Origin of the sequence: Actinomycetospora succinea (assembly GCF_004363095.1) — a bacterium.
Classification (GTDB): Bacteria; Actinomycetota; Actinomycetes; order Mycobacteriales; family Pseudonocardiaceae; genus Actinomycetospora; species Actinomycetospora succinea.
On record NZ_SNYO01000002.1, the window covers coordinates 749,762 to 772,632 of the forward strand.

Annotated in this window: 24 protein-coding genes; 13 read left to right on the plus strand and 11 right to left on the minus strand. The window is 73.7% G+C overall.

The window, feature by feature from the left end; genetic code table 11:
- Positions 1-56 precede the first annotated feature (56 nt).
- Positions 57-323: a hypothetical protein gene (locus tag EV188_RS10010; protein WP_133826060.1), complete on the minus strand. Its 267-nt coding sequence runs from the start codon at positions 321-323 to the stop codon at positions 57-59.
- A gap of 196 nt (positions 324-519) precedes the next feature.
- Between EV188_RS10010 and EV188_RS10015 the strand changes: the two genes are divergently transcribed.
- From EV188_RS10015 to EV188_RS10025, 3 genes are all read left to right on the plus strand, one after another.
- Positions 520-1,917 (plus strand): FAD-dependent oxidoreductase, encoded by a 1,398-nt coding sequence (locus EV188_RS10015; RefSeq protein ID WP_133826061.1) that lies wholly within the window; start codon positions 520-522, stop codon positions 1,915-1,917.
- A 99-nt stretch (positions 1,918-2,016) separates the two neighbouring features.
- Positions 2,017-2,916: an AurF N-oxygenase family protein gene (locus EV188_RS10020; protein ID WP_133826062.1), complete on the plus strand. Its 900-nt coding sequence runs from the start codon at positions 2,017-2,019 to the stop codon at positions 2,914-2,916.
- 11 nt (positions 2,917-2,927) lie between these two features.
- Positions 2,928-4,409, plus strand: coding sequence for an FAD-dependent oxidoreductase (locus EV188_RS10025; protein WP_133826063.1), 1,482 nt, complete (start codon positions 2,928-2,930; stop codon positions 4,407-4,409).
- 46 nt (positions 4,410-4,455) lie between these two features.
- Here the strand turns inward: EV188_RS10025 and EV188_RS10030 are convergent, their stop codons facing one another.
- The 3 genes from EV188_RS10030 to EV188_RS10040 are packed head-to-tail and all read right to left on the minus strand — an operon-like array spanning position 4,456 to position 6,190.
- Positions 4,456-5,007, minus strand: a complete 552-nt coding sequence (locus EV188_RS10030) for a hypothetical protein (RefSeq protein WP_133826064.1) — start codon at positions 5,005-5,007, stop codon at positions 4,456-4,458.
- Complete coding sequence (locus tag EV188_RS10035; protein WP_133826065.1) at positions 5,007-5,369, minus strand: DUF4873 domain-containing protein; 363 nt, start codon at positions 5,367-5,369, stop codon at positions 5,007-5,009. Before EV188_RS10035 ends, EV188_RS10030 begins: the two co-directional genes overlap by 1 nt.
- Complete coding sequence (locus tag EV188_RS10040) at positions 5,366-6,190, minus strand: TetR/AcrR family transcriptional regulator (protein WP_133826066.1); 825 nt, start codon at positions 6,188-6,190, stop codon at positions 5,366-5,368. Before EV188_RS10040 ends, EV188_RS10035 begins: the two co-directional genes overlap by 4 nt.
- A 108-nt stretch (positions 6,191-6,298) precedes the next feature.
- Between EV188_RS10040 and EV188_RS10045 the strand changes: the two genes are divergently transcribed.
- The 3 genes from EV188_RS10045 to EV188_RS10055 are packed head-to-tail and all read left to right on the plus strand — an operon-like array spanning position 6,299 to position 9,739.
- Positions 6,299-7,213 (plus strand): AurF N-oxygenase family protein, encoded by a 915-nt coding sequence (locus EV188_RS10045; protein ID WP_133826067.1) that lies wholly within the window; start codon positions 6,299-6,301, stop codon positions 7,211-7,213.
- Between the two features lie 11 nt (positions 7,214-7,224).
- Positions 7,225-8,205 carry an alpha/beta fold hydrolase gene (locus EV188_RS10050; RefSeq protein WP_243741584.1) on the plus strand — a complete coding sequence of 327 codons (981 nt, stop codon included), beginning with the start codon at positions 7,225-7,227 and terminating at the stop codon, positions 8,203-8,205.
- The gene (locus EV188_RS10055) at positions 8,192-9,739 is read left to right on the plus strand and encodes a flavin-containing monooxygenase (protein WP_133826068.1); all 1,548 of its coding nucleotides are present in this window, start codon (positions 8,192-8,194) and stop codon (positions 9,737-9,739) included. The genes EV188_RS10050 and EV188_RS10055 overlap by 14 nt, the downstream gene beginning before the upstream one ends.
- Before the next feature lie 196 nt (positions 9,740-9,935).
- On the opposite strand, the gene EV188_RS10060 is transcribed toward EV188_RS10055, so the two are convergent.
- Positions 9,936-10,847: an acyl-CoA thioesterase gene (locus tag EV188_RS10060; protein ID WP_133826069.1), complete on the minus strand. Its 912-nt coding sequence runs from the start codon at positions 10,845-10,847 to the stop codon at positions 9,936-9,938.
- Positions 10,848-11,252: 405 nt separating this feature from the next.
- Between EV188_RS10060 and EV188_RS10065 the strand changes: the two genes are divergently transcribed.
- The 3 genes from EV188_RS10065 (at position 11,253) to EV188_RS10075 (ending at position 12,678) form a co-directional block, all read left to right on the plus strand.
- Positions 11,253-11,597 (plus strand): hypothetical protein, encoded by a 345-nt coding sequence (locus EV188_RS10065; RefSeq protein WP_133826070.1) that lies wholly within the window; start codon positions 11,253-11,255, stop codon positions 11,595-11,597.
- Positions 11,598-11,710: 113 nt separating this feature from the next.
- Positions 11,711-12,169, plus strand: coding sequence for a hypothetical protein (locus tag EV188_RS10070; protein WP_208114093.1), 459 nt, complete (start codon positions 11,711-11,713; stop codon positions 12,167-12,169).
- Positions 12,170-12,378: 209 nt separating this feature from the next.
- A complete protein-coding gene (locus tag EV188_RS10075; protein WP_133826071.1) occupies positions 12,379-12,678 on the plus strand; it encodes a hypothetical protein in 300 nt (99 codons plus the stop codon).
- A gap of 76 nt (positions 12,679-12,754) precedes the next feature.
- Here the strand turns inward: EV188_RS10075 and EV188_RS10080 are convergent, their stop codons facing one another.
- Genes EV188_RS10080 through EV188_RS10090 form a run of 3 tightly spaced genes read right to left on the minus strand, consistent with a single transcriptional unit; the run spans position 12,755 to position 15,937 of the window.
- Positions 12,755-14,728 carry an MFS transporter gene (locus EV188_RS10080; protein WP_208114094.1) on the minus strand — a complete coding sequence of 658 codons (1,974 nt, stop codon included), beginning with the start codon at positions 14,726-14,728 and terminating at the stop codon, positions 12,755-12,757.
- A complete protein-coding gene (locus EV188_RS10085; protein WP_243741585.1) occupies positions 14,725-15,174 on the minus strand; it encodes a MarR family winged helix-turn-helix transcriptional regulator in 450 nt (149 codons plus the stop codon). Before EV188_RS10085 ends, EV188_RS10080 begins: the two co-directional genes overlap by 4 nt.
- A 49-nt stretch (positions 15,175-15,223) precedes the next feature.
- Positions 15,224-15,937, minus strand: coding sequence for a hypothetical protein (locus tag EV188_RS10090; protein WP_133826072.1), 714 nt, complete (start codon positions 15,935-15,937; stop codon positions 15,224-15,226).
- A 245-nt stretch (positions 15,938-16,182) separates the two neighbouring features.
- Here EV188_RS10090 and EV188_RS10095 point away from each other — a divergent pair, with 245 nt between their 5' ends.
- Both EV188_RS10095 and EV188_RS10100 read left to right on the plus strand, forming a co-directional pair.
- The gene (locus EV188_RS10095; protein WP_133826073.1) at positions 16,183-17,670 is read left to right on the plus strand and encodes a WS/DGAT/MGAT family O-acyltransferase; all 1,488 of its coding nucleotides are present in this window, start codon (positions 16,183-16,185) and stop codon (positions 17,668-17,670) included.
- A complete protein-coding gene (locus EV188_RS10100; protein ID WP_166659805.1) occupies positions 17,667-18,431 on the plus strand; it encodes a class I SAM-dependent methyltransferase in 765 nt (254 codons plus the stop codon). Before EV188_RS10095 ends, EV188_RS10100 begins: the two co-directional genes overlap by 4 nt.
- Here the strand turns inward: EV188_RS10100 and EV188_RS10105 are convergent.
- From EV188_RS10105 to EV188_RS31495, 3 genes are all read right to left on the minus strand, one after another.
- Positions 18,379-19,038, minus strand: a complete 660-nt coding sequence (locus EV188_RS10105; protein ID WP_133826075.1) for a phosphatase PAP2 family protein — start codon at positions 19,036-19,038, stop codon at positions 18,379-18,381. The two genes, EV188_RS10100 and EV188_RS10105, sit on opposite strands and share 53 nt — an antisense overlap.
- A 121-nt stretch (positions 19,039-19,159) precedes the next feature.
- The gene (locus EV188_RS10110; RefSeq protein ID WP_133826076.1) at positions 19,160-19,801 is read right to left on the minus strand and encodes a sortase domain-containing protein; all 642 of its coding nucleotides are present in this window, start codon (positions 19,799-19,801) and stop codon (positions 19,160-19,162) included.
- 5 nt (positions 19,802-19,806) lie between these two features.
- Positions 19,807-21,033, minus strand: a complete 1,227-nt coding sequence (locus EV188_RS31495; RefSeq protein ID WP_166659806.1) for an excalibur calcium-binding domain-containing protein — start codon at positions 21,031-21,033, stop codon at positions 19,807-19,809.
- A gap of 450 nt (positions 21,034-21,483) precedes the next feature.
- Here EV188_RS31495 and EV188_RS10120 point away from each other — a divergent pair, with 450 nt between their 5' ends.
- Positions 21,484-22,143 (plus strand): hypothetical protein, encoded by a 660-nt coding sequence (locus EV188_RS10120; RefSeq protein WP_133826077.1) that lies wholly within the window; start codon positions 21,484-21,486, stop codon positions 22,141-22,143.
- 1 nt (position 22,144) lies between these two features.
- A complete protein-coding gene (locus EV188_RS10125; RefSeq protein WP_133826078.1) occupies positions 22,145-22,810 on the plus strand; it encodes a class F sortase in 666 nt (221 codons plus the stop codon).
- The last annotated feature ends 61 nt before the right edge of the window (positions 22,811-22,871 follow it).

Below are 22,871 nucleotides of genomic sequence, written 5' to 3' on the forward strand. Positions count from 1 at the left end.
GCACCCCAGCCCTCCTCCGTCGGGCTGTGCTGCGACCTCCGGCGCGGAAGGGCTAGCTACGACAGCCCGCCCCGGACCAGCACCAGACGGGGCCGGACCGGCGGGCGGCTGGGCTGCGGGCCCGGCCGCGTCGCGGGGTGCGGGCTGCGGCGGGGACGGCGGGTCCGCGCGCCGAGGCCGACGAGCTCGTTGACGAGGTCGTCGGCGAGCTCCTCGGAGAGCATCCCGCCTCCGGAGTAGTCGTCGAGCACGTCCAGCCCACGGCGCCAGGGCACGCCACCGGCCGGAGCGTCGTCAAGCGCGCCGTGCTCGTCGCTGATCATCGCCAGGGACGTTAGCCCTGGTGGCGCCGCGATCTCGCGCTCGATGAGCCCATGGAGTGACCACTCGACCGAGGCGGAAAGCAGCCACGCCCTACCTCGGGATCACCTGTCGGCGGCGTGTCGCGTCCCGGCGTGGCGGTTCCGCTGCGTGTAACGGACGGGTGCGGCCCGCGTCCAGGTGGGCCACGATGATCCGGTGGAGAATCACACGACGCGACCCCACCACGTCGCCGTCGTCGGTTCAGGACCGTCGGGCTTCTACGCCGCCGCGGCCCTGCTCGACGCCTCGGACTCCGACTCCGGGCCTGACGTGCGGGTGGACATGTACGACCGGCTGGCGACCCCGTGGGGGCTGGTCCGCGCCGGGGTGGCCCCCGACCACCCGAAGATCAAGTCCGTGTCGTCCCAGTACGACAAGACCGCCGCCCGCGAGGGCTTCCGGTTCTTCGGGCACGTCTGCCTCGGCGAGGGCCCCACCGACGTCACCCGCGACGAGCTCCTGGAACGCTACGACGCGATCATCTACGCCGTCGGCTCCCAGACCGAGCGCCGCCTGGGCATCCCCGGCGAGGACCTGCCCGGCAGCATCGCCTCGGTCGACTTCGTCGGCTGGTACAACGGCCATCCCGACTACGTCGACCTCGCCCCGCCGCTGGACACCGAGCGCGCCGTCGTCATCGGCGCTGGCAACGTCGCCCTCGACGTCGCCCGCATGCTGCTGCTGCCCGAGGCCGACCTGCGCGCCACCGACACCGCCGACCACGCCCTCGACGCCCTCGTCGACTCCGGGGTGCGCGAGACCGTGATCTGCGGGCGCCGCGGCCCCCGCGAGGCCGCGTTCACCACCACCGAGCTGCGCGAGCTGAACGACATCGAGGGCCTCGCCGTCGTCGCCGACCCCGACCAGGTCCCCGCCGACATCGCCGACGACGACACCCTGCCCAAGGCCACCCGCCGCAACCTCGAGCTCCTGCGCGGGTTCGCCGAGAACGACGACAGCGGCCAGGCGAAACACCGCATGGAGTTCCGCTTCTACCGCTCCCCGGTCGAGATCCGCGGCGACGGGCGCGTCGAGGAGATCGTCCTCGGGATCAACCGCCTCGAGACCGGCGACGACGGCCGCACCCGCGCCGTCGACACCGGCGAGCGCGAGACCCTCACCACCGGCCTGGTCCTGCGCGCCGTCGGCTACCGCGGCCTCGCCCTGCCCGGCGTCCCGTTCGACGACGACACCGGCACCGTGCCGCACACCGAGGGCCGCATCGACGGTGACGAGCACGCCCACGAGTACGTCGTCGGATGGATCAAGCGGGGACCCAGCGGGATCATCGGCACCAACAAGAAGGACGCCAACGAGACCGTCCGCCACCTGCTCGCCGACCTCGCCGAGCGCACCCCGCTGGCCACCGAGCCCGACCACCACGACGCCATCGAGACCTGGCTGCGCGACCGCTGCCCCGACCTCGTCGACCAGGAGGGCTGGGCGGCCATCGACGCCCACGAACGCGGCCGCGGCGAGCCCGACGGACGCCCGCGGATCAAGGTCGTCGACCGCGAGGAGCTGCTGAAACTGAGCCGCCCCACGAGCGGGTGACCGCAACCACAAGACCTCCCGGCCGGACATGGTGTTACTGCTACCTTGGGTATCACCTACCGCAAGTAACGGTGACCCGAAGTCCGGCCTGGAGGAACCATGACGACCGCGGAGCAGAGCACCACGCACCGAGCGGACGTCGCGACGCGGCTGCTCGACTCGTCCGACCAGCTCTCGTACGACCCCCTCGAGGAGGTCGACTGGGACGGCGAGCTCGACCCGCGCCACCACGGGGCGTCGCCGGAGTGGAGCACCCTCTTCGGCACCGCCTACTGGGACGAGATGACCGAGGAGCAGCGCGCGGCGCTGACCCGCCAGGAGGCGGCGTCGGTCGCCAGCACCGGCATCTGGTTCGAGATGATCCTGCAGCAGATGATCATCCGGGACTTCTACGCGAAGGACCCGACCGACCCGGCGTTCCAGTGGGCGCTCACCGAGATCGCCGACGAGTGCCGGCACTCGATCATGTTCGCGCGCGGCGCGAAGAAGCTCGGGGCGCCGGCGTACCGGCCGCCGCGCCACGTCATCGAGGGCGGGCGGGTCTTCAAGACCCTCGCGAAGGGCGAGGCCGCGTACGCCGCGATCCTCGTCGCCGAGGAGGTCCTCGACGTCATGCAGCGCGACTGGATGCGTGACGAGCGCGTGGCCCCGTTCGCGCGCACGATCAACAACATCCACGTGGTCGAGGAGGCGCGGCACATGCGCTTCGCCCGCGAGGAGACCCTCGAGCGGCTGCAGGGCGCGAGCACCGCGCGGCGTCAGTTCAACGCGCTCGTCGTCGCCTTCGCCGGCTACTTCATCGTCACGAGCATGTGGAACGGCAAGGTCTACGAGAACGCGGGCCTCGACCCGAAGCGCGCCCGCCGCGAGGCGCGGCGCAACCAGAACCACCGCGCGCTGCTGCGGTCGAGCTGCGCCGGGCTGATGGAGTTCCTCGACTCCGCCGGGCTGCTCACCCGCCCGGCCAAGGCGCTCTACCGCGCCGCGCACGTCCTGTAGGAGCGCGCGCCGTGCCGTACGCGATCACCCAGCTGTGCTGCACCGACGCCTCGTGCGTGGCGGCCTGCCCGGTCAACTGCATCCACCCGACGCCCGACGAGCCCGACTTCGGGACGACGGACATGCTCTACGTCGACCCGCGGACGTGCATCGACTGCGGGGCGTGCGCGGAGGCGTGCCCGGTCGACGCGGTGCTCCCGGTCGAGACGCTGACCGGGGCGCTCGCCGACTACCCGGCGATCAACGCCGAGTACTTCGCCGGCACCGAGCCCGCTCGCCCGGACGAGAGCTCGCCGCTGTTCCACGACTGGGGCCCGGTGCGGTTCGACCGGGTGCTGCCCGCCGACTTCCCGCGCCTCGACGTCGCGGTGGTCGGCAGCGGGCCGGCCGGGATGTACACGGTGCAGGACCTGCTGCTGCACACGACGGCGCGGGTGACGCTGTACGACCGGCTCCCGGTCACCGGGGGCCTCGTGAAGTTCGGCGTGGCGCCCGACCACCTCGACACCAAGCGCATCGGCGGCTCGTTCGCCCGCTACCTCGACCACCACCGCCTGCGGCTGCGTCTCGACACCGAGGTCGGCCGCGACGTGGACGCCGACGAGCTGGCGCGCCGGCACGACGCCGTGGTCTACGCGGTGGGTGCGCCGACCTCGCGCCCCCTCGGCGTGCCCGGCGAGGACCTGGCCGGTCACCTGCCGTCGACGACGGTCGTCGGTTGGTACAACGGCCACCCCGAGATCGACGCCGACGCGGTGCCGACCGACGCCGAGCGGGTGGCGGTCGTCGGCACCGGCAACGTCGCCCTCGACGTCGCCCGGATCCTCGCCGGCGACCCGTCGACGCTGACCGGGTCCGCCGTCGCCCCCGGTGTCCTGGAGCGGCTGCGCGCGAGCCGGGTGCGCGAGGTCGTGCTGCTCGGTCGGCGCGGCCCGGAACACGCCGCGTACACGCGCGGCGAGCTGCTGGCGATGCTGCGCCGCGACGACCTCGAGGTGGTCGTCGACGACCACGAACCGCGCGTCGGCGAGGCCATCGACGCGGCGGCCCCCGGCGAGCAGGCCGCGCTGCTGCAGGGCGTGCCCCGGCTCTCCGCGGTCCCGCCGGGCGGCGAGCGGCGCCGCGTCGTGCTGCGCTTCCACGCGCCGATCGAGGCGCTGGTCGGCGACGACCGCGTCACGGCGGTGCGCGTCGGCGGCACCGACCTGCCGGCCGGGCTCGTCGTGCGCGCCATCGGCCACCGCGGCCGCCCGACGCCCGGCCTGCCCTTCGACGAGGAGACCGGGACCATCCCGAACCACGCCGGGCGCGTGGACGGGCGGACCGGGGCCTACGTCGTGGGCTGGATCAAGCGCGGCCCCGGCGGCGGCATCGGCCGCAACCGCCGCGACGCCGCCGAGACCGTGGCGTCGCTGATCGAGGACGGGAAGAACCACGTCATCGGCGCCCGCCCCCGGCGCACCGGCGTCCTCCGCCGCTTGACCCGTATGTGAGCGAAATTCCCGGCCATAGCCGGGAATTTCGCTCACATACGACCGGTCAGGCCACCGCGATGCGGCACTCGGCGACGGCTTCGGGCGTCGCGAGCACGGCGGACACGTAGACGCCCACGTGGTGGCGGATCTCGGCGTCGAGATCGCCGAGGCGGCGCAGGAACACCCCGCCGACGCCGCGCGTGCGGATGTCGGCGTCGATGTCCTCGGGCTGCACGGGGTCGACGTCGATCTCGACCGCGCCCGCGGACGCACGGCCCTCGAGGCCGACGCGCACCACGAGGTCGACCTCGGCCGGGATGCTCCGCGACCCGATGACGACGGTGAGGTCGAGCTCCACCGGCACGCACACGGTGACCCGGGTGACGCCGTCGCGCCACGCCGTGAGGCGACCGACCGTGCCGCTCGCGGAGGCCGTGGCCATGTCGTGCGGGCCCGCGGGCACCGGGCCGAACGAGACCGTCGGGCCGATCAGCCCGGCGATGACGTCGACCGCGCGCTGCGGCGACGCCACGGACAGGACCGTGTCGAGGTCGAGCCCGTGCGCCGCCGCCTCACGCTCCGCGACCGCACGACCCTCCTCGCCGAGGGCCGCCATCAGCCGGCCTCGACCAGGGCGGGGGCCTCGAGCTCGCGCGCCGACTCCACCGCGAACGGCGGCGTCGAGGTGCCCGCGAGCCGGTAGCGGCCCCACGGGTCGACGTCGGAGAGCTCGCCGTCGGCCGCGCCCACCGGGGTGGTCACGCGCGCCGGGCGCTTCTTCCCGCCCAGCGCCGCGTCCAGCTCGGCGTGGGCGGCGACGCGGCCGTACCAGCGGTACCGGCCGTCGTAGGGTTCGAAATGCCCGACGAGGGTGACCTCGGCGGCGTACTCGGTGCCGTCGACCTCGAGGGTCGCCGGCCCGCGGTAGCCGTCCTCGTCGTGATCGTGATCGTGCTCGGGTGCTGCCGCTGGCGTCATCGCTCCGGGCTCCTCACTGCTCGATCGCTGGTGCCGCCGGCGGCCGTGCGGCCACCGACACGACCGTCGCCCGGCTTGGCCGCACCGGCCGCCGGGCCCCGGTCGCTCCCCGCTCGGAGCTGGACCACTTTGTTGATCTCGAGCGGGACGTTGGGGTCGATCGTGACGCCGTGCTGGCGGGCGAAGCCGTCGATGGCCGCCCACACGAGCGTCGTCAGGTACTCGACGACGGACTCCCGGCTCATCGACTGCCGGTCGAGCCACCACTCCGCGGTGTTCTGGACGAAGCCGACGACGCCGTACGCCCACGGCTCGGCGGGCCCGGAGTCGAGCCCGAAGGCGCGCAGGTAGTCGCCGAGCATCGCCGACAGCGCGGTCGCGATGATCTCCTTGTCCTCGCGGACGACGTCGGAGCCGCGGCCGTCGATCGGCGTGTGCCGCGCCAGCACCCAGTACAGGTTCGGGTAGTCGTCGAGCGTCCCGAAGAAGGCGTCGATCGACTTGCGGATGCGCGGGAGCGGCGCCTCCTCGCTGTTCAGCGCCGGGATCAGGCGGTCGAGGAGGATCTCCGTCGCCCGCTCGCCCATCGCCTCGACGAGGTCGGCCTTGTCGGAGAAGTGCCGGTAGAGCACCGGCTTGGTGACCCCCGCCTCGACCGCGACCTGCTCGATGCCGAAGTCGGGTCCGACGTCGGCGAGCACCCGCATCGCGGCCTCGACGAACTCCGCGCGCCGCTGCGTGCGGTGCTTCTCCCAGCGGGTGCGACGCCCGTCACGCGAAGGGGCACCTCCGGGGCGGTTCGGCTTGACATCGTCCGGCACGGGTCAGCACGCTACCACTGGTTACAGTTACCAGCGGTAAGACGTACACCAGGTGCGGGTTACCAGATGTTCGGGTCAGACCGCCGCGACCGGGAGGACACCCCAGCGATGAGCGCGCCCACGGCGGAGCAGAGGATTCCGGACCGTCACGCGACGGCCGAACGCCTCCTCAAGTCCTCCGCGAAGAAGTCCTACGCCCCGTCCGTCGACATCGACTGGGACGCCCCGCTGCCCGCGGACAAGATCTGGGTGCCGGAGCACCGGGTGTCGCTCTACGGCACCGAGCTGTGGGACCGGATGACGCCCGAGCAGCGCGTCGAGCTCGGCAAGCACGAGGCGTGCAGCGTCGCCTCGGTCGGCCTGTGGTTCGAGGTCCTGCTCATGCAGCGCCTGCTCAAGGACTTCTACGCCGAGGACCCGACGACGCCGCGGGCGCAGTACGCGCTCACCGAGGTCGCCGACGAGTGCCGCCACTCGCAGATGTTCGCGCGCATGGTCCACACCGCGGGCGTCGAGCCCTACGGCCCGCAGGAGAGGATCCGCCAGCTCGGCAAGCTCTTCTCGGTGATCAGCTGGGGCCCCGCGGCCTACGGCTCCATCCTCGTGGCCGAGGAGGTGCTCGACCGGCTGCAGCGCGAGCAGGCGGGCGACGAGGCCATCCAGCCGCTGATGCGGCAGGTCAACAAGATCCACATCATGGAGGAGGCGCGCCACGTCTCCTTCGCCCGCGACGAGGTCACCCGCGGGATGGCGCAGCTCGGGCCGGCGGAGAAGGCCTACCAGCGCTTCGTCATCGCCTACGTCTCGATGATGGTCGTGCGCAGCCTGATCAACCCGAAGGTCTACGCGGCGGTCGGCATCGACCCCGCCGTGGGCCGCCGCGCCGCGCTGGGCAACCCCCACCACCGGGAGATGATCCGCTGGGCCGGCGAGAAGATCATGCCGTTCCTCGACGAGGCCGGTCTCGTCGGCCGTCCGGGCATGACCTGGTGGCGCAAGTCGTTCCTCCTGGGGGAGAGCTGAGGAGGTCCGCCGTGGCGGAGCAGGTCGATCGGTTCACGACGCCCGACGGCACGCGGCTGCGCGTCGGGGACTCGGGTGACGGTCCGGGGCCCACGCTCGTGCTGGTGCACGGGTGGTCGCAGGACCTCCGGACGTGGGACCGGGTCGTCGACGACCTGCGCCGCACCGGCGTGACGTCGCGTGTCCTGCGCTACGACCACCGCGGCCACGGGGGCTCGGACAACGCCCCCGAGGGCACGGCGACCATCGCCACCGCCGCCGACGACCTCGCCGCGCTCCTGCACGACCGCGTCCCGGACGGCCCGATCGTGCTCGCCGGGCACTCCATGGGCGGCATGACGATCATGGCGCTGGCCGAGCGCCACTCCGAGCTGGTCGCCGAGCGGGTCGTCGGCGTCGCCTTCGTGGCCACCGCGAGCGACGACATGGACCGGCTCGACCTCGGGCTGCCGGGACGCCGCGGCAAGCTCGTCGCCCGCGGCGAGCACGTGCTCATCCCGCTGACCGCCCGGCTCGGCCACCGCGCGCCGGCCGGCGAGATCGGCGACGTCGGACGCGCCGGGAGCGCCCGCCCGCGCGGGCGCGCCACGGCGATCTCCGGCGTGGTGCGCGCGCTCGTCTTCGGCCGCCACGCCCGCCGCGCCGACGTCCTGTCGGTCGCCGAGCAGGCGCTCGCCGCGCACCCGCCGAGCGTCGCGGCGTTCCGCCTCTCGATCGGCGAGCACCACCGGCGCGACAGCCTCGCCGCGCTGCAGGGCACGCCGACCGTCGTCCTCGTCGGCGACCACGACCGGCTCTGCCCCCAGCGCCACGCCCGCGCGATCGCGTCGTCGCTGCCGGACGCGCGGATCGTGCTGCTCCCGGGCGCCGGGCACATGATCAACCTGGAGCGCGCCGACGAGGTCGCCGCGCACGTCGCGGGCCTACTCGACGTGCCCGCGCCCGTCACGGACGTGATCACCCAGGAGGAGGGCGCGCGTGTCGGCGTCTGAGCAGGTCCACGAGGTCCTCGTCGTCGGGTCCGGCTTCGCGGGTCTCGGACAGCTCCTCGCCCTGCGCCGGGCCGGGATCACCGACGTCGTGCTGCTCGAGAAGGCCGACTCGCTCGGCGGCACGTGGCGCGACAACACCTATCCCGGTTGCGCCTGCGACATCCCGTCGCACATGTACTCGCTCTCGAGCGTCCCGAACCCGGACTGGTCGCGGTCGTACTCACCGCAGCCGGAGATCCGCGCGTATCTCGAGCGGGTCGCCGACGAGCACGACCTGCGCCGCCACGTCCACTTCGGCCAGGAGATGACCGGCGCGACGTGGGACGAGGAGCGCCGCACCTGGACCGTGCACACCCGCGGCGGGCGCGCGTGGACGGCGCGGTTCCTGGTGTCGGCCCTCGGCGCCCTGCACCTGCCGAAGACGCCGTCCCTGCCCGGCGCCGCCTCGTTCGCGGGGCCGTCGTTCCACTCGGCGCAGTGGGACCACGACGTCGACCTGCGCGGCAAGAAGGTCGCGGTGATCGGCACCGGGGCGAGCGCGATCCAGTTCGTCCCGCAGATCGCCGACGACGCCGCGGAGGTGCAGCTCTACCAGCGCACGCCGGCGTGGGTGCTAACCAAGGGCGACAAGCCGCTGTCGTCGCGACGCCGCGCGTTCCTCGCCCGGCACCCGCGGGCGCACCGCGCCTACCGGGCCGCGGTGTACGCCGCGCTCGAGTCGCGGGCGGTCGGCTTCAACACGAACCCGGCGTTCCTCAAGCCCGTCGAGTGGCTCGCGACCCAGCACATCAAGGCGTCGGTGAAGGACCCCGAGCTGGTCGCGAAGCTGACGCCCGACTACTCGATCGGCTGCAAGCGGATCCTCGTCTCCAACGACTACTACCCCACGCTCGCGCGCCCCGACGTCGACGTGATCACGGGCGGCGTGCGCGAGGTGCGGGGCTCGTCGATCGTCGACGGGGACGGGGTGGAGCGCGACGTCGACGTGATCATCTACGGCACCGGCTTCCACGTCACCGACGCCTTCGACGGCCTGCAGATCACCGGGCGGGGCGGGCGGACGCTGCGCGAGGTCTGGGCGGCCGGGGGCATGGCGACGCACCTGGGGATGACGGTCACCGACTTCCCCAACCTCTTCTTCCTTCTCGGTCCCAACACTGGGCTCGGGCACAACTCGGTCGTGTTCATGATCGAGTGCCAGACCCGGTACGTCGCGCAGGCGATCTCGACGGTGCACGCCAGCGGCATGGGCGGGCTGGACGTGCGCGCCGAGGTGCAGCAGCGCTCCAACGCCGCCGTGCAGCGCCGCCTGGACAAGGGCATCTGGACGCGCGGCGGGTGCACGAGCTGGTACCTCGACGCGGCGGGCGTGAACCGGACGATCTGGCCGGGCTTCACCGTGCGGTACTGGTGGGAGACGCGGCAGTTCGACCCCACCGACTTCGAGTTCTTCGGCCGCGCGACCGACGCCTCGGACACCACCGAGGTCCCGGACGCCCCCGCCGTCACCCCGCCCCCGGTCCCCGTCGGCTGAGTCGACCGAGGATCGAGGCCGGCGTGCGTCAGCGTGGCGGCCACGCTGACGCTCAATGTCAGTTTTTCCGCCAGCTCGCGGCGGCGAAGATCGTGGCGGCTTTCCTGACGTTCAACGACAGCGTGGCCGCCAGGCTGGAACACCCTGGGACTACGGGCGCGGGCGGCGGGGCCGTACCTGGAGCACGGGCTCCCGGTCACCCCTGACGGCGCCGGATGAGCCCTTCCTGGACGACGGAGGCCACGAGCACGCCTTCGCGCGTGTAGAAGCGCCCGCTCGCGAGACCCCGCCCGCCGCCCGCGCTCGGCGACTCCTGGACGTAGAGCAGCCACTCGTCGGCACGGAAGGGGCGGTGGAACCAGACGGCGTGGTCGAGGCTCGCCAGGCTCACCTCGCCGGACGCCGCGCCCCCGAGGACGTGGGGGAACACCGCCGCCTCGAGCAGGGTCAGGTCGCTGGCGTAGGTGAGGACGCAGACGTGCAGCAGCCGCCCGGCCGCCGACTCGGGGTCGGGCAGCTCGCCGTCGGCGCGCACCCAGACGCGGTTGGACGGGTCGCGGTCGGCCGTCTCGTCCCAGGGCGAGTGGTCGACGTAGCGCACGTCGAGCGGCCAGGTCAGCGCGCGCCCGGTGGTGGTGAAGGCCGGCTCGTCGCGCGGGACCGGGGGCATGTCGCGGCGGGGGAACCCGTCCGGGCCCGGCGTCTCGGGCATCGGCGCCTGGTGCTCCACGCCCTCCTCGTGCCGCTGGAACGACGCCGACATCGTGAAGATCGTTTCGCCGTGCTGGACGGCCGTGACCCGGCGCGTGGTGAAGGAGCGCCCGTCGCGGGTGCGGTCGACCTCGTACACGATCGGGGCGAACGGGTCGCCGGGCCGCAGGAAGTACCCGTGGAGCGAGTGCACGTCGCGGTCCTCGTCGACGGTGCGGCCCGCGGCCACCATCGCCTGCCCGGCCACCTGGCCCCCGAAGACCCGCAGCAGCGACTCGCGAGGGCTCCGACCTCGGAAGATGTCGCGCTCGATGCGCTCGAGGTCGAGCACGTCGTCGACGAGCTCCCGCAGCGCCTGGCCCACGTGGCCCTCCTCTCCGACGGGTAACCGGGTCATCGTCGCGCACGGTCGGCCCAGTGCGTGCAGCGGCAGACGGTCACCCCGTGCGTGCATGACCGTCGCCACTTCGCGCCCCCCGATCGAGGGTCGAGACCGGATCCCTGCTCGACACCGGGATGACCTGCTGGGCCGTCCGAGGCCGGCGCGCACCCCTTTCGGGGCACGGCCGCGCGGCTCGCTCTTGTCTCCGTAACCACCGAGAGTCACCGAATCCCGGGGTTTCGATTCTCTGCGTAACCGCCCCGTGACCGCCTCGTTGAGACCTGCGACGTCACCCCCAGGGCCGATCAAGCCCGGGGCCGGTGGCCGCTCGGGGACACACCGTCCGCAGTCCCTGCCCGCCGCAGCGGGCGGACCCATCCGGTGGTCCCGCTCCCCCGACAAGTTCTTCAAGGAGTCCACGTGATCAAGAAGCTGGGTGTCGTGACCGTCGGCGTTGCTGCCGGCCTCATGGTTGCCGCGCCGTTCGCCTCCGCCACCGAGGGCGGCCACGGGCACGGCCACGACGGCGACCACAAGAGCTCCGGCTCCTGCAACATCAACGGCGGCAACGCGCAGGCCAACGGCGAGGTCGAGGGCGACGCCCTGGCCGACGCCCTGGCCCAGGCCCCGGTGGGCGCGAACGCGCTCAACCTGGTCTGCAGCCAGGTCCTGAACGACAACATCAGCGGCAACACCATCGACGTCGACGTCGCGGGTGGCCTCCTTCCCGAGGTGCCGATCGAGCTCCCGGGCCTGCCCACCTGAGCAGTCCTGACCGCGGCGGGCCACCGAGGTGGCCCGCCGTCGGCGGTCACCCGTCCTGACGGGACCGCCTCGCACTGACACAGCAGTACCGACTCACCCTCTGGGAGAAGCGCGTGTTCAAGAAGGTCGGCATGGTCACCGTGGGCATCACGGCAGGTCTGCTCGCGGCGGCGCCGCTCGCGTCGGCCGGCGAGGCCCCGCACGACGGTCACGGCCACAGCCACGGTGACCACCACGGTGACCACCACGGCAAGAAGAAGCACGGCGGCGACGACTGCAACATCAACGGCGGCAACGCCCAGGCCAACGGCAAGGTCGGCGGCGACGCCCTCGCCGGCGCCCTGGCGCAGGCCCCCGTCGCCAGCAACATCGGCAACGTCGTCTGCAGCGACATCCTCAACGACAACCTGAGCGGCAACAACCTCTCGGTCAGCATCCTGGGTGCTGACGACGAGGAGGAGGCCGCCGCCCCGGCGGCCGACGACGCCGACGCCGACGCCCCCGGCGCCGACGCCGCCGCTGCCGGCCAGGACGCCGACGGTGCGCTCGCCGGGCAGGACCTCGCTCTCTGAGCATCGCTCCACCCATGACGGCCCGGCCATCCGATCGGTGGCCGGGCCGTTGTGTTTCCGCAGGTAGGTCGCCCGATCGGGGCCGATCCACCCGCACCCGGTCACAAAGACATCACCAGCTCGTTGGGCCATCCGAGGCGTCGTGCCGCGCTCCTCGTACTCCCGGCGGCACCACGCCAGACATCCCCCGACATCCTCTGGAGTTCCTCGTGCTGAAGAAGCTGGGCCTGGTCACGGTCGGCGTCTCCGCCGTCCTCGTGTCCGCCGCCCCCCTCGCCTCCGCCCACGAGTCGCAGTCGCACGGCGACGACGACTGCAACCTCTCGTCCGAGCACGGCGACTACGGCGTCGAGCGCTGCAGCACCGTCGGCCAGGGCAACGGCCAGGGCAACGCCCTCAACGGCGTCGAGCTGCCCGTGCCGGACGCGCCGGAGCTGCCCGCGCTGCCGAACCTGGGCGAGATCCTCGGCGAGCTCCCCGACCTCTCGAACGTGCCGATCCAGATCTGAGGTCGCCACGACGACGACGGGCCCGGTCCACCAAGCGGTGGACCGGGCCCGTTGCTGTGTGCGGGGTCGGTGCCCCTCAGTGTCCGGCGGGCACCGGCGTCCCCGTGGTCAGCACGACGTCGTGCACGACCTCGCCGTCGAGGGCCACCGGGACGACGGTCGGCTCCGCGTGCCCGCCGGCGTCGTCGCGACCCCGCGCGAGCAGCAACCCCGTCCCCGGGCGCGCCGGCCCCACGTCGAGCCGGTAGGTGCCGTCCGCACCGGCCTCGGCGCGGCCGAGCTGGTGGCCGTCGGGGTCGATGAGGGTGACGACGGCCCGCCGCGGCCGGCCCTCGCCGTCGCGCACCTGCCCCCGCACCGACGGTGTCCCCGCGGCGGGGCGCTGCGTCGGTCGCGCGTCCCGGTCGGGCTCCGCCCCGTCCGGCACGACGATGATCGGGCACGGGCCGTCGGTCCAGAGCGCGCGGTCGGCGCTCGGCGAGGTCAGCGCGGCGAGCGCGCCGCCCCGCGGACGGCCCACGACGACCGCACGGGCGTCGAGACGCCGGGCGACCGCGACGAGCTCGCCGCCGACGCCGTCGTGGCTGTCGATCGGCACGAGGGTCTCGGTGGTCACGTCCGCGCCGGCCGCCTCGCTCGCCGCCGCCACGGACCGGTCGAGACCGAGCCCGCCGTCGGCGTCGGACGCGGCCGCCGCGTCGACCACCGCGCTCTCGGGCACGTGCACCACGACCAGCGGGGCGTCCAGGAGCTTCGCGAGCCGACCGCCGGCCGCCGCGACCGCCGGGGCGTGCGGCGCACCGTCGACCGCCACGAGCACAGGACGCGGACCGGGCTCCGACGACGCCGGCTCCGCCGCGACCTCCACCTCGCCGGTCTCCACACGGCGCAGCAGCCGGTGGGCGGTGGCGAGGACCAGGATGCCGACGGCGACGACGACCGCACCCACCCAGAACGGCGTGTCCGGCAGGAACGCCTCGGCGAGGATGCCGGCGATCCACGGGGCGAGCCCGCCGCCGAGGAAGCGCACGAAGCTGTAGGACGCCGACGCGACGGGGCGCTCCACCGGCGCCACCGACATGACGGCCTGCGTGACCAGGGTGTTGTTCAGCCCGATCATCGCGCCGGCGACGATCACCGCGCCGATGACGACGCCCGGGGTGTCGTTCCAAAAGGCGATGACCGCGAGGTCGACGGCGAGCAGCCCCAGCACGAAGTACAGGACCCGGACCGTGCCGAAGCGCCGCTCGAGCGCGGGCGCCACGAACACCGCGAAGATCGCGACGAGCACGCCCCACGCGGTGAAGACCGCGCCGAGCTGGAGCTCGTCGAGCCCGCCCATGGAGTACGGCGAGTACGCGAGCAGCGTGAAGAAGCCCCAGTTGTAGGCGAAGGCGGTCAGCGCGATCGTCGCGAGGCTGCGGTGGCGCAGCGCCTTGATCGGGTCGAGCAGGCTGATCTTCTTCGCGGGCTTCGGTGTCTTGTCGAGCAGCACCAGCGTCGCGACGAGCGCGATCGCCATCAGCACGGCGACGCCGAAGAACGGGGCGCGCCAGCTCACCGACCCGAGCAGCCCGCCGACGAGCGGGCCGAGCGCGATGCCGACGCCGAGCGCGGTCTCGTAGAGGATGATCGCGCCCGCGAACCCGCCGCTGGCCGACGCGACGATCACCGCGAGCGAGGTCGCGATGAACAGGGCGTTCCCGAGACCCCAGCCGGCCCGGAAGCCGACGATCTCGCCGATCGACCCGGACGCGCCGGCGAGGGCCGCGAACACCACGATGATCGTCAGGCCGGTGACCAGCGTGGCCTTGGCGCCGATGCGGCTGGAGACCCAGCCGGTCACGAGCATCATCACCGCGGTGATCAGCAGGTAGCTGGTGAACAGCAGGGAGACCTGCGCGGGCGACGCCTGCAGCTGCGTCGCGAGCGCGGGCAGGATCGGGTCGACGAGGCCGATGCCCATGAAACTGATGACGCAGGCGAAGGCCACCGCCCAGACGGCCTTCGGCTGGCGGAACGGGGACGTCCCCGCGGGTGCGGTACTCACGACTCTCCTCGAGAGGGGTCGACACGGTTCTGGGTCAGGCGTGACAGGGCACCGGCCGCGGCCTCGACGGCGGCACGGTCCTCGTCGCCGAGCTGGTCGAGCAGCGCGGCGAGCCGTGACGCGCGCCGGGCCCGCCGGGCGTGCAGGACCTCGCGCCCCGCGTCGGTCGGCGTGACGATCACGGCACGCCGGTCGGTGGGGTCGCTGCCCCGGGTGGCGAGGCCGTCGCGCTCGAGACGCGTGACCAGCGCGGTCATGCTCGGCTGCGTCACGCCCTCGCGCACCGCGAGGTCGGAGAGCCGCTGCGGTCCGTCGCGGTCGAGCGTGGCGAGCGTCGCCGCCGTGGTCAGGCTGAGCTCACGGTCGGCGGTGGAGCGGATCGCCCAGGCGGCGAAGGCGTCCAGCGCGGCCGCGGTGGCCAGGCGCGCGTCGGTCGGTGCGGTCACCAGACCGTTGTATCACCTAACTATATTCTTGGTCGATGTGACGGCAGCGTCAGTCGAACGACAGCACGGACTCCGACGGCTCCCCGAACGAGAGCAGGGACGTCGTGCCGGAGACGGTGGTCTTCAGGCCGCCGACGACGCCGCCCACGGCACCGCCCACGCCGCCGAGCAGACCACCGTTCGACCCGCCCCCGGAACCGCCCGAGCCACCGGAGCTCTCCGCACCCCCCGAGCCCCCGGACCCGCCGGCGTCGCCCGCGTTCCCGGAGCCGGTCGAGCCGCCACCGCCTCCGGTGCCCCCGCCGCCGCCACCGGTGTCGGCGTTCCCGCCACCACCACCGCCGCCACCCCGGGCGGGCGTGGACGCGGCGCTGGCAGCCGTTCCCCGCGCGGGCGCGTCGTCGGCGGCGACCACGCGGGTGTCCCCGCGGCGGGCCGGCGTGGCGTCGCCACCCCCGGCGGCGGGCCGGACGCTGCCGATCGTGCTGCCGGGGGTGACCGGGAGCGAGGAGACGGAGCCGTCGGTGGCGGCGAGGTCGAGCACCTGGACCGGCGCGGGCGCGACGCCCGGGCCGATCGGCACGGACGGCGCGGGGGCGAGGCCGCCGGCGCCGACCGGCGGCTCCAGCGGGGCCTCGGAGCTGACGGGGCTCATCACGACGGAGCCGATGCCGATGGCGCCGACCGTCGCGACCAGCGGGAGCGCACCGAGAGCGACCCGTGCGCGCGCCGAGGACGACGCGCCCATCTGGTGCCTGCCCATGCCTGGCTCTCCGTCCGTCCGGTCCGTGAGTCCGACCCCGGAGCACACCACCGATCGAGTGAGTGCTCCTCCGGAACGCTCAACGGACGTGACGGCAGGAGGTTACGGACACTGGCCGTCCGGGCTTGAGTCCATCGATGAGGTGAACGTCGATGCGTCCGGGCGCGGCCCGGTCGGTTGGCCGCGACGGCCGTCCGCCCACAGACTGATGCCGCCAGCGCGGTCCGACGAGGAGGTCACCCACCGTGAAGCAGCTGTCGGGCCTGGACTCGGTGTTCCTGGACGCCGAGGACGACCACCAGTTCACCCACGTCAGCCAGCTGCTGATCCTCGAACGGCCGAGCGCCGACTTCGAGCCCTACCCGGCCTGGCGCCGCCAGCTCGCCGACCGCATCCACCAGCTCGAGCCGCTACGGCGGCGCCTGGTGCCGGTGCCGTTCGGTCTGGACCACCCGTACTGGATCGCCGACCCCGACTTCGACCTCGACTTCCACGTCCGCCACAGCGCGGTGCCGCCACCCGGCGGGGACGCCGAGCTCGACGAACTGATCGGCCGGCTCGTCGCGGCGCCGATGGACCGCGACCACCCGCTGTGGGTCTCGCACGTCATCGAGGGCCTCGACGACGACCGTTTCGCGATCCTCACGATGATCCACCACAGCGCCGTCGACGGGGCCGCGGGCGCGGAGCTGCTCGAGCTGATGCTCGAGGACACCCCGGACGCCGGGCGCCCCGCCGAGGCCGGGCGGTGGCGCGGCGAGAGCCCGCCGTCGACCACGGAGGTGCTCGCCCGCGCCGCGGTCAACGGCGTCCGGCGACCCGGTCGCGGCCTGCTCCTCGCGGCGCGCGCCGGCCAGAAGCTCGCCCGCGCCACCCGCAACCCGGCGGTGATCGACCTCGCCGACACCGTGCGGGGCACGCTGCGCGGGCCGTTGGGCTCGCTGCTCAACGCCGGGCGCAGCCGCGAGGAGGACGACCGGCTGCCGCGACTGCCCCCGCTGACGTCGCCGCCGACGCCGTTCAACCACCCGATCAGCCGGTACCGGCGCTTCGCCCACCGCTCGCTGCCGCTGGCGGACGTCAAGTCGGTGGGCAAGGAGGTCGGCGCGACGATCAACGACGTCGTCGTCGCCCTGTGCGGCGGCGGGCTGCGGCGCTGGCTGCTCGACCGTGGCGAGCTGCCCGACTCCCCGCTCACGGCGATGGTCCCGGTGTCGCTGCGCAGCGGCGACGAGGAGGAGCGGTGGACCAACCGCGTCTCCGGGACGATCGCGGCGCTGCCGACCGACGTCGACGGCCCGCTGGAGCGGGTGCGCGCGGCGCACGAGGCGCTGGACCTGGCCAAACAGGTGTTCAAGGCGCTGCCCGGGGAGCTCACCCCGGAGGCCGCGGGGCTCGGCGCACCGCTGATGACCACGGCGATCAGCCGCGCGGTGACGCGGTGGTCGACGGTGGGGCCGGCGCCGTTCAACCTCATCGTCTCCAACGTCCCGGGCCCGAGCGAGCCGCTCTACGTCGGGCCCGCCCCGATGCGGCACTACGTGCCCGTCTCGGCCGTGGCCGACGGCGTCGGGCTCAACGTCACCGTGCAGAGCTACGTCGACCAGCTGGACTTCGGCCTGCTGGCCTGCGCCGAGCTGATGCCGGACCTCGACGACCTGGCCGACGCGATCATCGCCGAGTTCGGGGCGCTGCGGTCGGCGGTGGCCGAGGCGTCCGGGGACGGCGCGTGACGGCGGCCGCGCGCCTCGCCCCGCTGCTCGACGTCCCGCTGCCCGACGACCCGGGGGCGCCCTTCGTCGACCTCGTCGAGGGCCGGCCCGGGTCGCGCGGGCGCATCCAGGACCTGTGGGAGTCCGGGGGCGGCGCCGGGTTCTACGACCGGCTGGTCGGGGCGGGCGACCGCGTCCGCGACCGGGTCCCCGACGCCGCGCTCGGCCGGCTGTTCCGCGACTTCTACGGCGTCGTGCCGCGCCTCGACCTCGTCGGCGGCGAGACCGTCCTCGACCTCGCGTGCGGGCCCGGGACCCTGACCCGCCACCTCGCCGACGCCGTCGGGCCGGACGGCCTGGTGATCGGTGCGGACCTCTCCCCCGCGATGCTCACCCGGGCCGCGCGGGCGATCACGACGCCGAACACGGTGTTCGTGCGCGCCGACGCGATGGCGCTGCCGCTGCGCGACGCCTCCGTCGACGCGGTGTGCTGCTCGCTGCTCCTGCAGCTGGTCCCCGATCTCGACACCGCGCTCGCCGAGGTCCGGCGGGTCCTGCGTCCGGGCGGGCGGCTCGCCGCCGCCGTCCCCGCGCACGGGCGCGGGCCGTTCCGGGTGCTCACCGAGGCGCTGGCGCGGGGCGGTCAGGCGCGGCTGTTCGGTCGCGGCGAGCTCGCCGACGCCCTCGTGCGGCACGGCTTCGTGCGGGTCGGGACGCGCTGGGAGTCGGTCATGCAGATCGTGGACGCCGTCGCCCCGGGAGCATCGCCCCCGCGAGGGTGACGACGCCGCCCGTCGCGACCACGACGCCGACCGCGGCGAGGACGTCGCTGGGCCGGTGCCAGCCGGCGACCATCGTGGCCACGCCCGCGACCCCGGTGACCGCCACGGCGGCCAGGGCGGCGAGCGGGCGGAGCGCCCGGGGCACGACGAGCACCAGCGCCAGGCCGAGCGACGCCACGAGCGTGACGTGCCCGCTGGGCAGCGAGTTGCCCTCGAGCGAGTCGGGCCGGACGAGGCCGGCCTTGAGCGCCTGGGTCACCAGCTGCGCGCCGAGCACCAGCGCCACGACCCCCACCGCGCGGTCACCCCGCCCGCGGGCGAGGGCCACGCCGGCCAGCGCGACCACGGCGAGCGCGACCGTCGGCACCCCGACGAGCTCGAGGACGCCGAGCCCTTCGCTGCGCAGCCCGACGCCGGTGGCCGCCTCGAGGACGGCGTCGTCGAGGGCCCGCCCGGTCGGGTCGAGGACGGCGAGGACGTAGGCGCCGATCACGGTGGCGGCCCCGAGGAGCACCGCGAGCACCGCGGCGACCCGTGGTGTCGACCCGGTGCGCCGGGGCGGCGCGTCGAGCAGGGGCACCGTGGGTGCGGCGGCGAGCGGGATCATGCGCTCCACGTTCCGGGCGGGCGGTGTGGCCGGGCTGACGGCGGCCTGTGGGGAGGCTGAGAACGCCGACGGCCGGGCCCCGCGAGGTGCGGGGCCCGGCCGTCGTCGAGTGCCGGGAAGGCTAGGCGCGGTAGGCCTCCACGGCGTGGCCGAAGACCACGATGTTGTCCTCGTAGCTGCGGACGTCGCTGTCGAACTCGCCGCCGCAGGTGATCAGCCGCAGCTCCGGGCCCGTGGTCGGGCCGTAGACCTGCACGGTCGGGAAGGCGTTCTTCGACACCTCGTCGACGCGGTCCACCGCGTAGACGACCGTGACGCCGTCGGTGCGCTCGATGAGCACCTGGTCGCCGGCCGCGACGTCGGCGAGACGGGCGAACCCGCCGTCGACGCCGTGGTAGTTGACGTGCGAGGCGTAGATCGCCGGACCGGCCTCGCCGGGGGCCGCCCCGCCGCGGTAGTGGCCGACGGTCGTGGCGTCCCCGGGAACCTCCAGGCGACGGTCCTCGGTCTGCCCCAGCTCGGAGAGCTGCCGGGTGTCGACGCCGATCGACGGGATCCGCAGGTTCGCGGTGCCGGCGGCGTCGAGGGGCAGCGTGACCTCCGTGCGCTGGGCCGGCAGCTCGACGCTGGCCGGGCCGGTGCGCTGGACGAGGTCACCCGAGAGGTAGGCCGCCACCGCGAGCAGCGCGATGACGATGACGATGCCGATCGTGACGCGGGTGGTGCCGCGGGCACCGGGCTTCTTCTCCGTCGTGGCAGCCATGGTGATCAGCCCTGCCGCGCGTAGCGACGGACGAGGACCAGGCCGGTGGCGCCGAGGCCGCCGACCGCGCTCGCCGCGAGGGCGATCTCGACGGGCGAGGCGCCGGAGGAGGTGCTGCCGTCGCCGGTCGAGACACCGCCCTCGGGGTAGCTGGCGTAGTCGACCTCGTCGTTGTCGCTGTTCCACTCGCAGGCCTCGCCGTCGTCGTCACGGTCGAGACGGAACGGGTCCGAGCGGTCCCAGTCGAGGATGGCGTTGGCCTCGTCGTAGGTCAGCTCGTCGCAATCGACGTCGTAGCGGTGGGTCCAGTAGGCGCCCCACCACTCGTTCGAGACGTACGTGGTGTTGAAGTTGATCGTGGTGTTGTGCTCGATCACGGTCGGGCAGAGGTGCTTGACGACGTCACGCAGGTGGTCGAGGCAGACGTGCACGTCGGTCGTGTCCAGACCGCGGCAGAAGCCCTGCAGCTGGGTGCTGAGCTTGTCGAGACCGGACGTGCCGGTGGGGAACTGCAGCTGCGAGATCGCGTTCAGGCAGGCGTCGTTGACGTTGTCGAAGTTCCCGTCCGCATCGGGCTTCGGGATGTTCGTCGGCAGGCCCGGGAGCTTGATCGGGTTGGCGCCGGCGTCCGGGAGCAGGTCGCTGATGACGTCCTGGATCGGCTTGACGCCGTTCTCGACGATCGCGGCGGACGGCGTGGTCGGCGCCGTGGTGGCGTCGGTCGACTCCTGGTCCGCGTTCTCCTGGTCCGAGTTCTCCTGGTCCGAGTTCTCCTGGTCCGCGTTCTCCTGGCCGGCGTTCGGGACGACCGGGCTCGGGGCGACGGCCGGGGCACGGTCGGCGACGTTGCTGTCGTTCGCGCCGCCGGTGGTCGAGCCGGTGTCGGCGCTGCCGTTGTCGACGCTGCCGGTCTCGGGGACGACGGAGGTCGAGCCGCCCGACGTCGACGGAGTCGTCGTCGTGGGGGCCGTCGTCGTGGTGGTGTCCGACGCGGCGTCGGAGGCGCCGCCCGCGCTCCCGGAGCCGGAGCCGTCGGTGATCGCGGTCGAGCCCGAGGACTCGCCGTCGTCGCAGACGCCCGCGATCCAGGTGTAATCCTGCGCCTCGCAGGTGTCCTTGTCGTCGATGCCGGCGACGGGCGCCGCGAGGGCGAGCCCCGGGGCGATCACCGCAAGTCCCACACAGCCGGCCAGCACGACCGCGGCGCTGCGGCTGCTCCGTCGACCCCTCATCGCTACTCCCCTTCGAGCGCTGTTGGCCGAGTACGTTCGGCCGTTCGCTTGACGCTTCGCACGGAGAGTCACCGCTGTTACCAGCCCTTGCGGATCTCATGCCCGATGGCGGAGAGACCACTCGAATGGTTGACGCGTCGCGGTCCTCGCTCCGGGAACGCAGGGCTCCCAGGCCGTGACCCGGCCGTGACCACTGCAGATGCGAACGCCGCGGGATCTCCACCCCAGCCGTCGTGGGGTCTCGCCCACTCTCTCCACGACAGCACGCCCGTCCCGGCACTCCCGTGCACGATCGGGACGCGGCGATCACGGTCCGTCGCCGAGCCATCGACATCGCTCACGCGGTCTTGACCAGCGCGTACCCATCGGTAGTCCGCGGCGTTAGGACGATCGGGGGCGCCGCCGGGCGACGACCCCGACACATCGGGCGAGCACGGATCGGGTCGGGACATGGTGCACGGACGTCGACGCGTCGCAGGCGCGCTGATCGGGCTGGTGGCGGCGGGGATGATCGGCACGGCCGGGGTCGCCGTGGCGGACGACGGTGACTCCGGTGGCGGGGGCAGCCTCGGCGACCTCATCGGCGGACTCGTCGACACCGTCACCGGGATCATCCCGGGCACGGACGACCTGCCCGAGATCCCCGAGGTGCCGCTCCCGACCGGAACGTCGACGAGCACCCCGACGTCGAGCTCCTCGGCGCCGCCGTCGCACTCCTACGACCACCACGAGCACTACCACCCGTGGGTCCCGCCGGTCGTCTACGGCCCGGGGAGCACGTACTACACCTACGTGGCGCCGGCACGCCCCGCGCACCTGCTGAACTGCTACGACTTCGCCGACCCGGCCGACGCGCAGGCCGTGCTCATCGCCGACCCGTCGGACCCGAACAACCTCGACGGCGACAACGACGGCCGGGCCTGCGAGTGGGGCGTCGGTGGGCCGCGGGACTACCGCGGCTACCCGGTCGGCGGCATCGCGGCCGGCGACGGGTCCGACAGCGGCCCGACGATCGGCCAGCTGATCGCCCTGGGCTTCCTGGGGATCGGCGCGGGCGCCGGGGTCGTGCGGGGCGGGCAGCTCGTGGCCGCCCGCCGGGAGAACGCCTGACGTGGCGGCTCAGGAGGCACCGCCCGTCGAGTCGGGCGAGAAGGGCGTCCTCGAGCGGGCGACCGGCAAGCTGACGGCCCTGATCCTCGCCGTCCTGGCCGTCGGCGTGCTCGTCGCGCTGTTCACCGGGGACAGCGGTGACGAGGGCCCGCGCGCCGTCTCGCTGCCGCCCGCGGAACGGGCGGCCGTCACCATCCCGCTCGCCGCGGCGCAGATGACCGGCATCGACGCCCCGTCGATCGGGCTCGCCTCCGAGGACACGACGAGCCTCGGCCTGCGGGACGACAACTCGCTCGACGTCCCGCGGAGCGCGTCCACGGTCGGCTGGTACGCGAACGGCGCCAGCCCCGGCACGGTCGGCCCCGCGGTGCTCGCCGCGCACGTCAACTTCCGCGGCGAGGCGGGCGCCTTCGCGCGGCTCGGGGAGCTGGCGCCGGGCGCGACCGTCGAGGTCCACCGGGACGATGACACGACCGCGGTGTTCAGCGTCGACCGCGTCGAGCGGGTCGCGAAGGACGCGTTCCCCACCGAGGCCGTCTACGCGCCCACCGCGGACAGCGAGATCCGGCTGATCACCTGCGGCGGGGTGTTCGACGAGCGCACGCGCAGCTACGAGGACAACATCGTCGTCTTCGGTCACCTCACCGAGGCCTACCGCCCGCTCTGATCGTCCGAACGAACCTCACCGCCACCCGCGCGGCGACGTGAACTCGACCGACCCGGAGGGG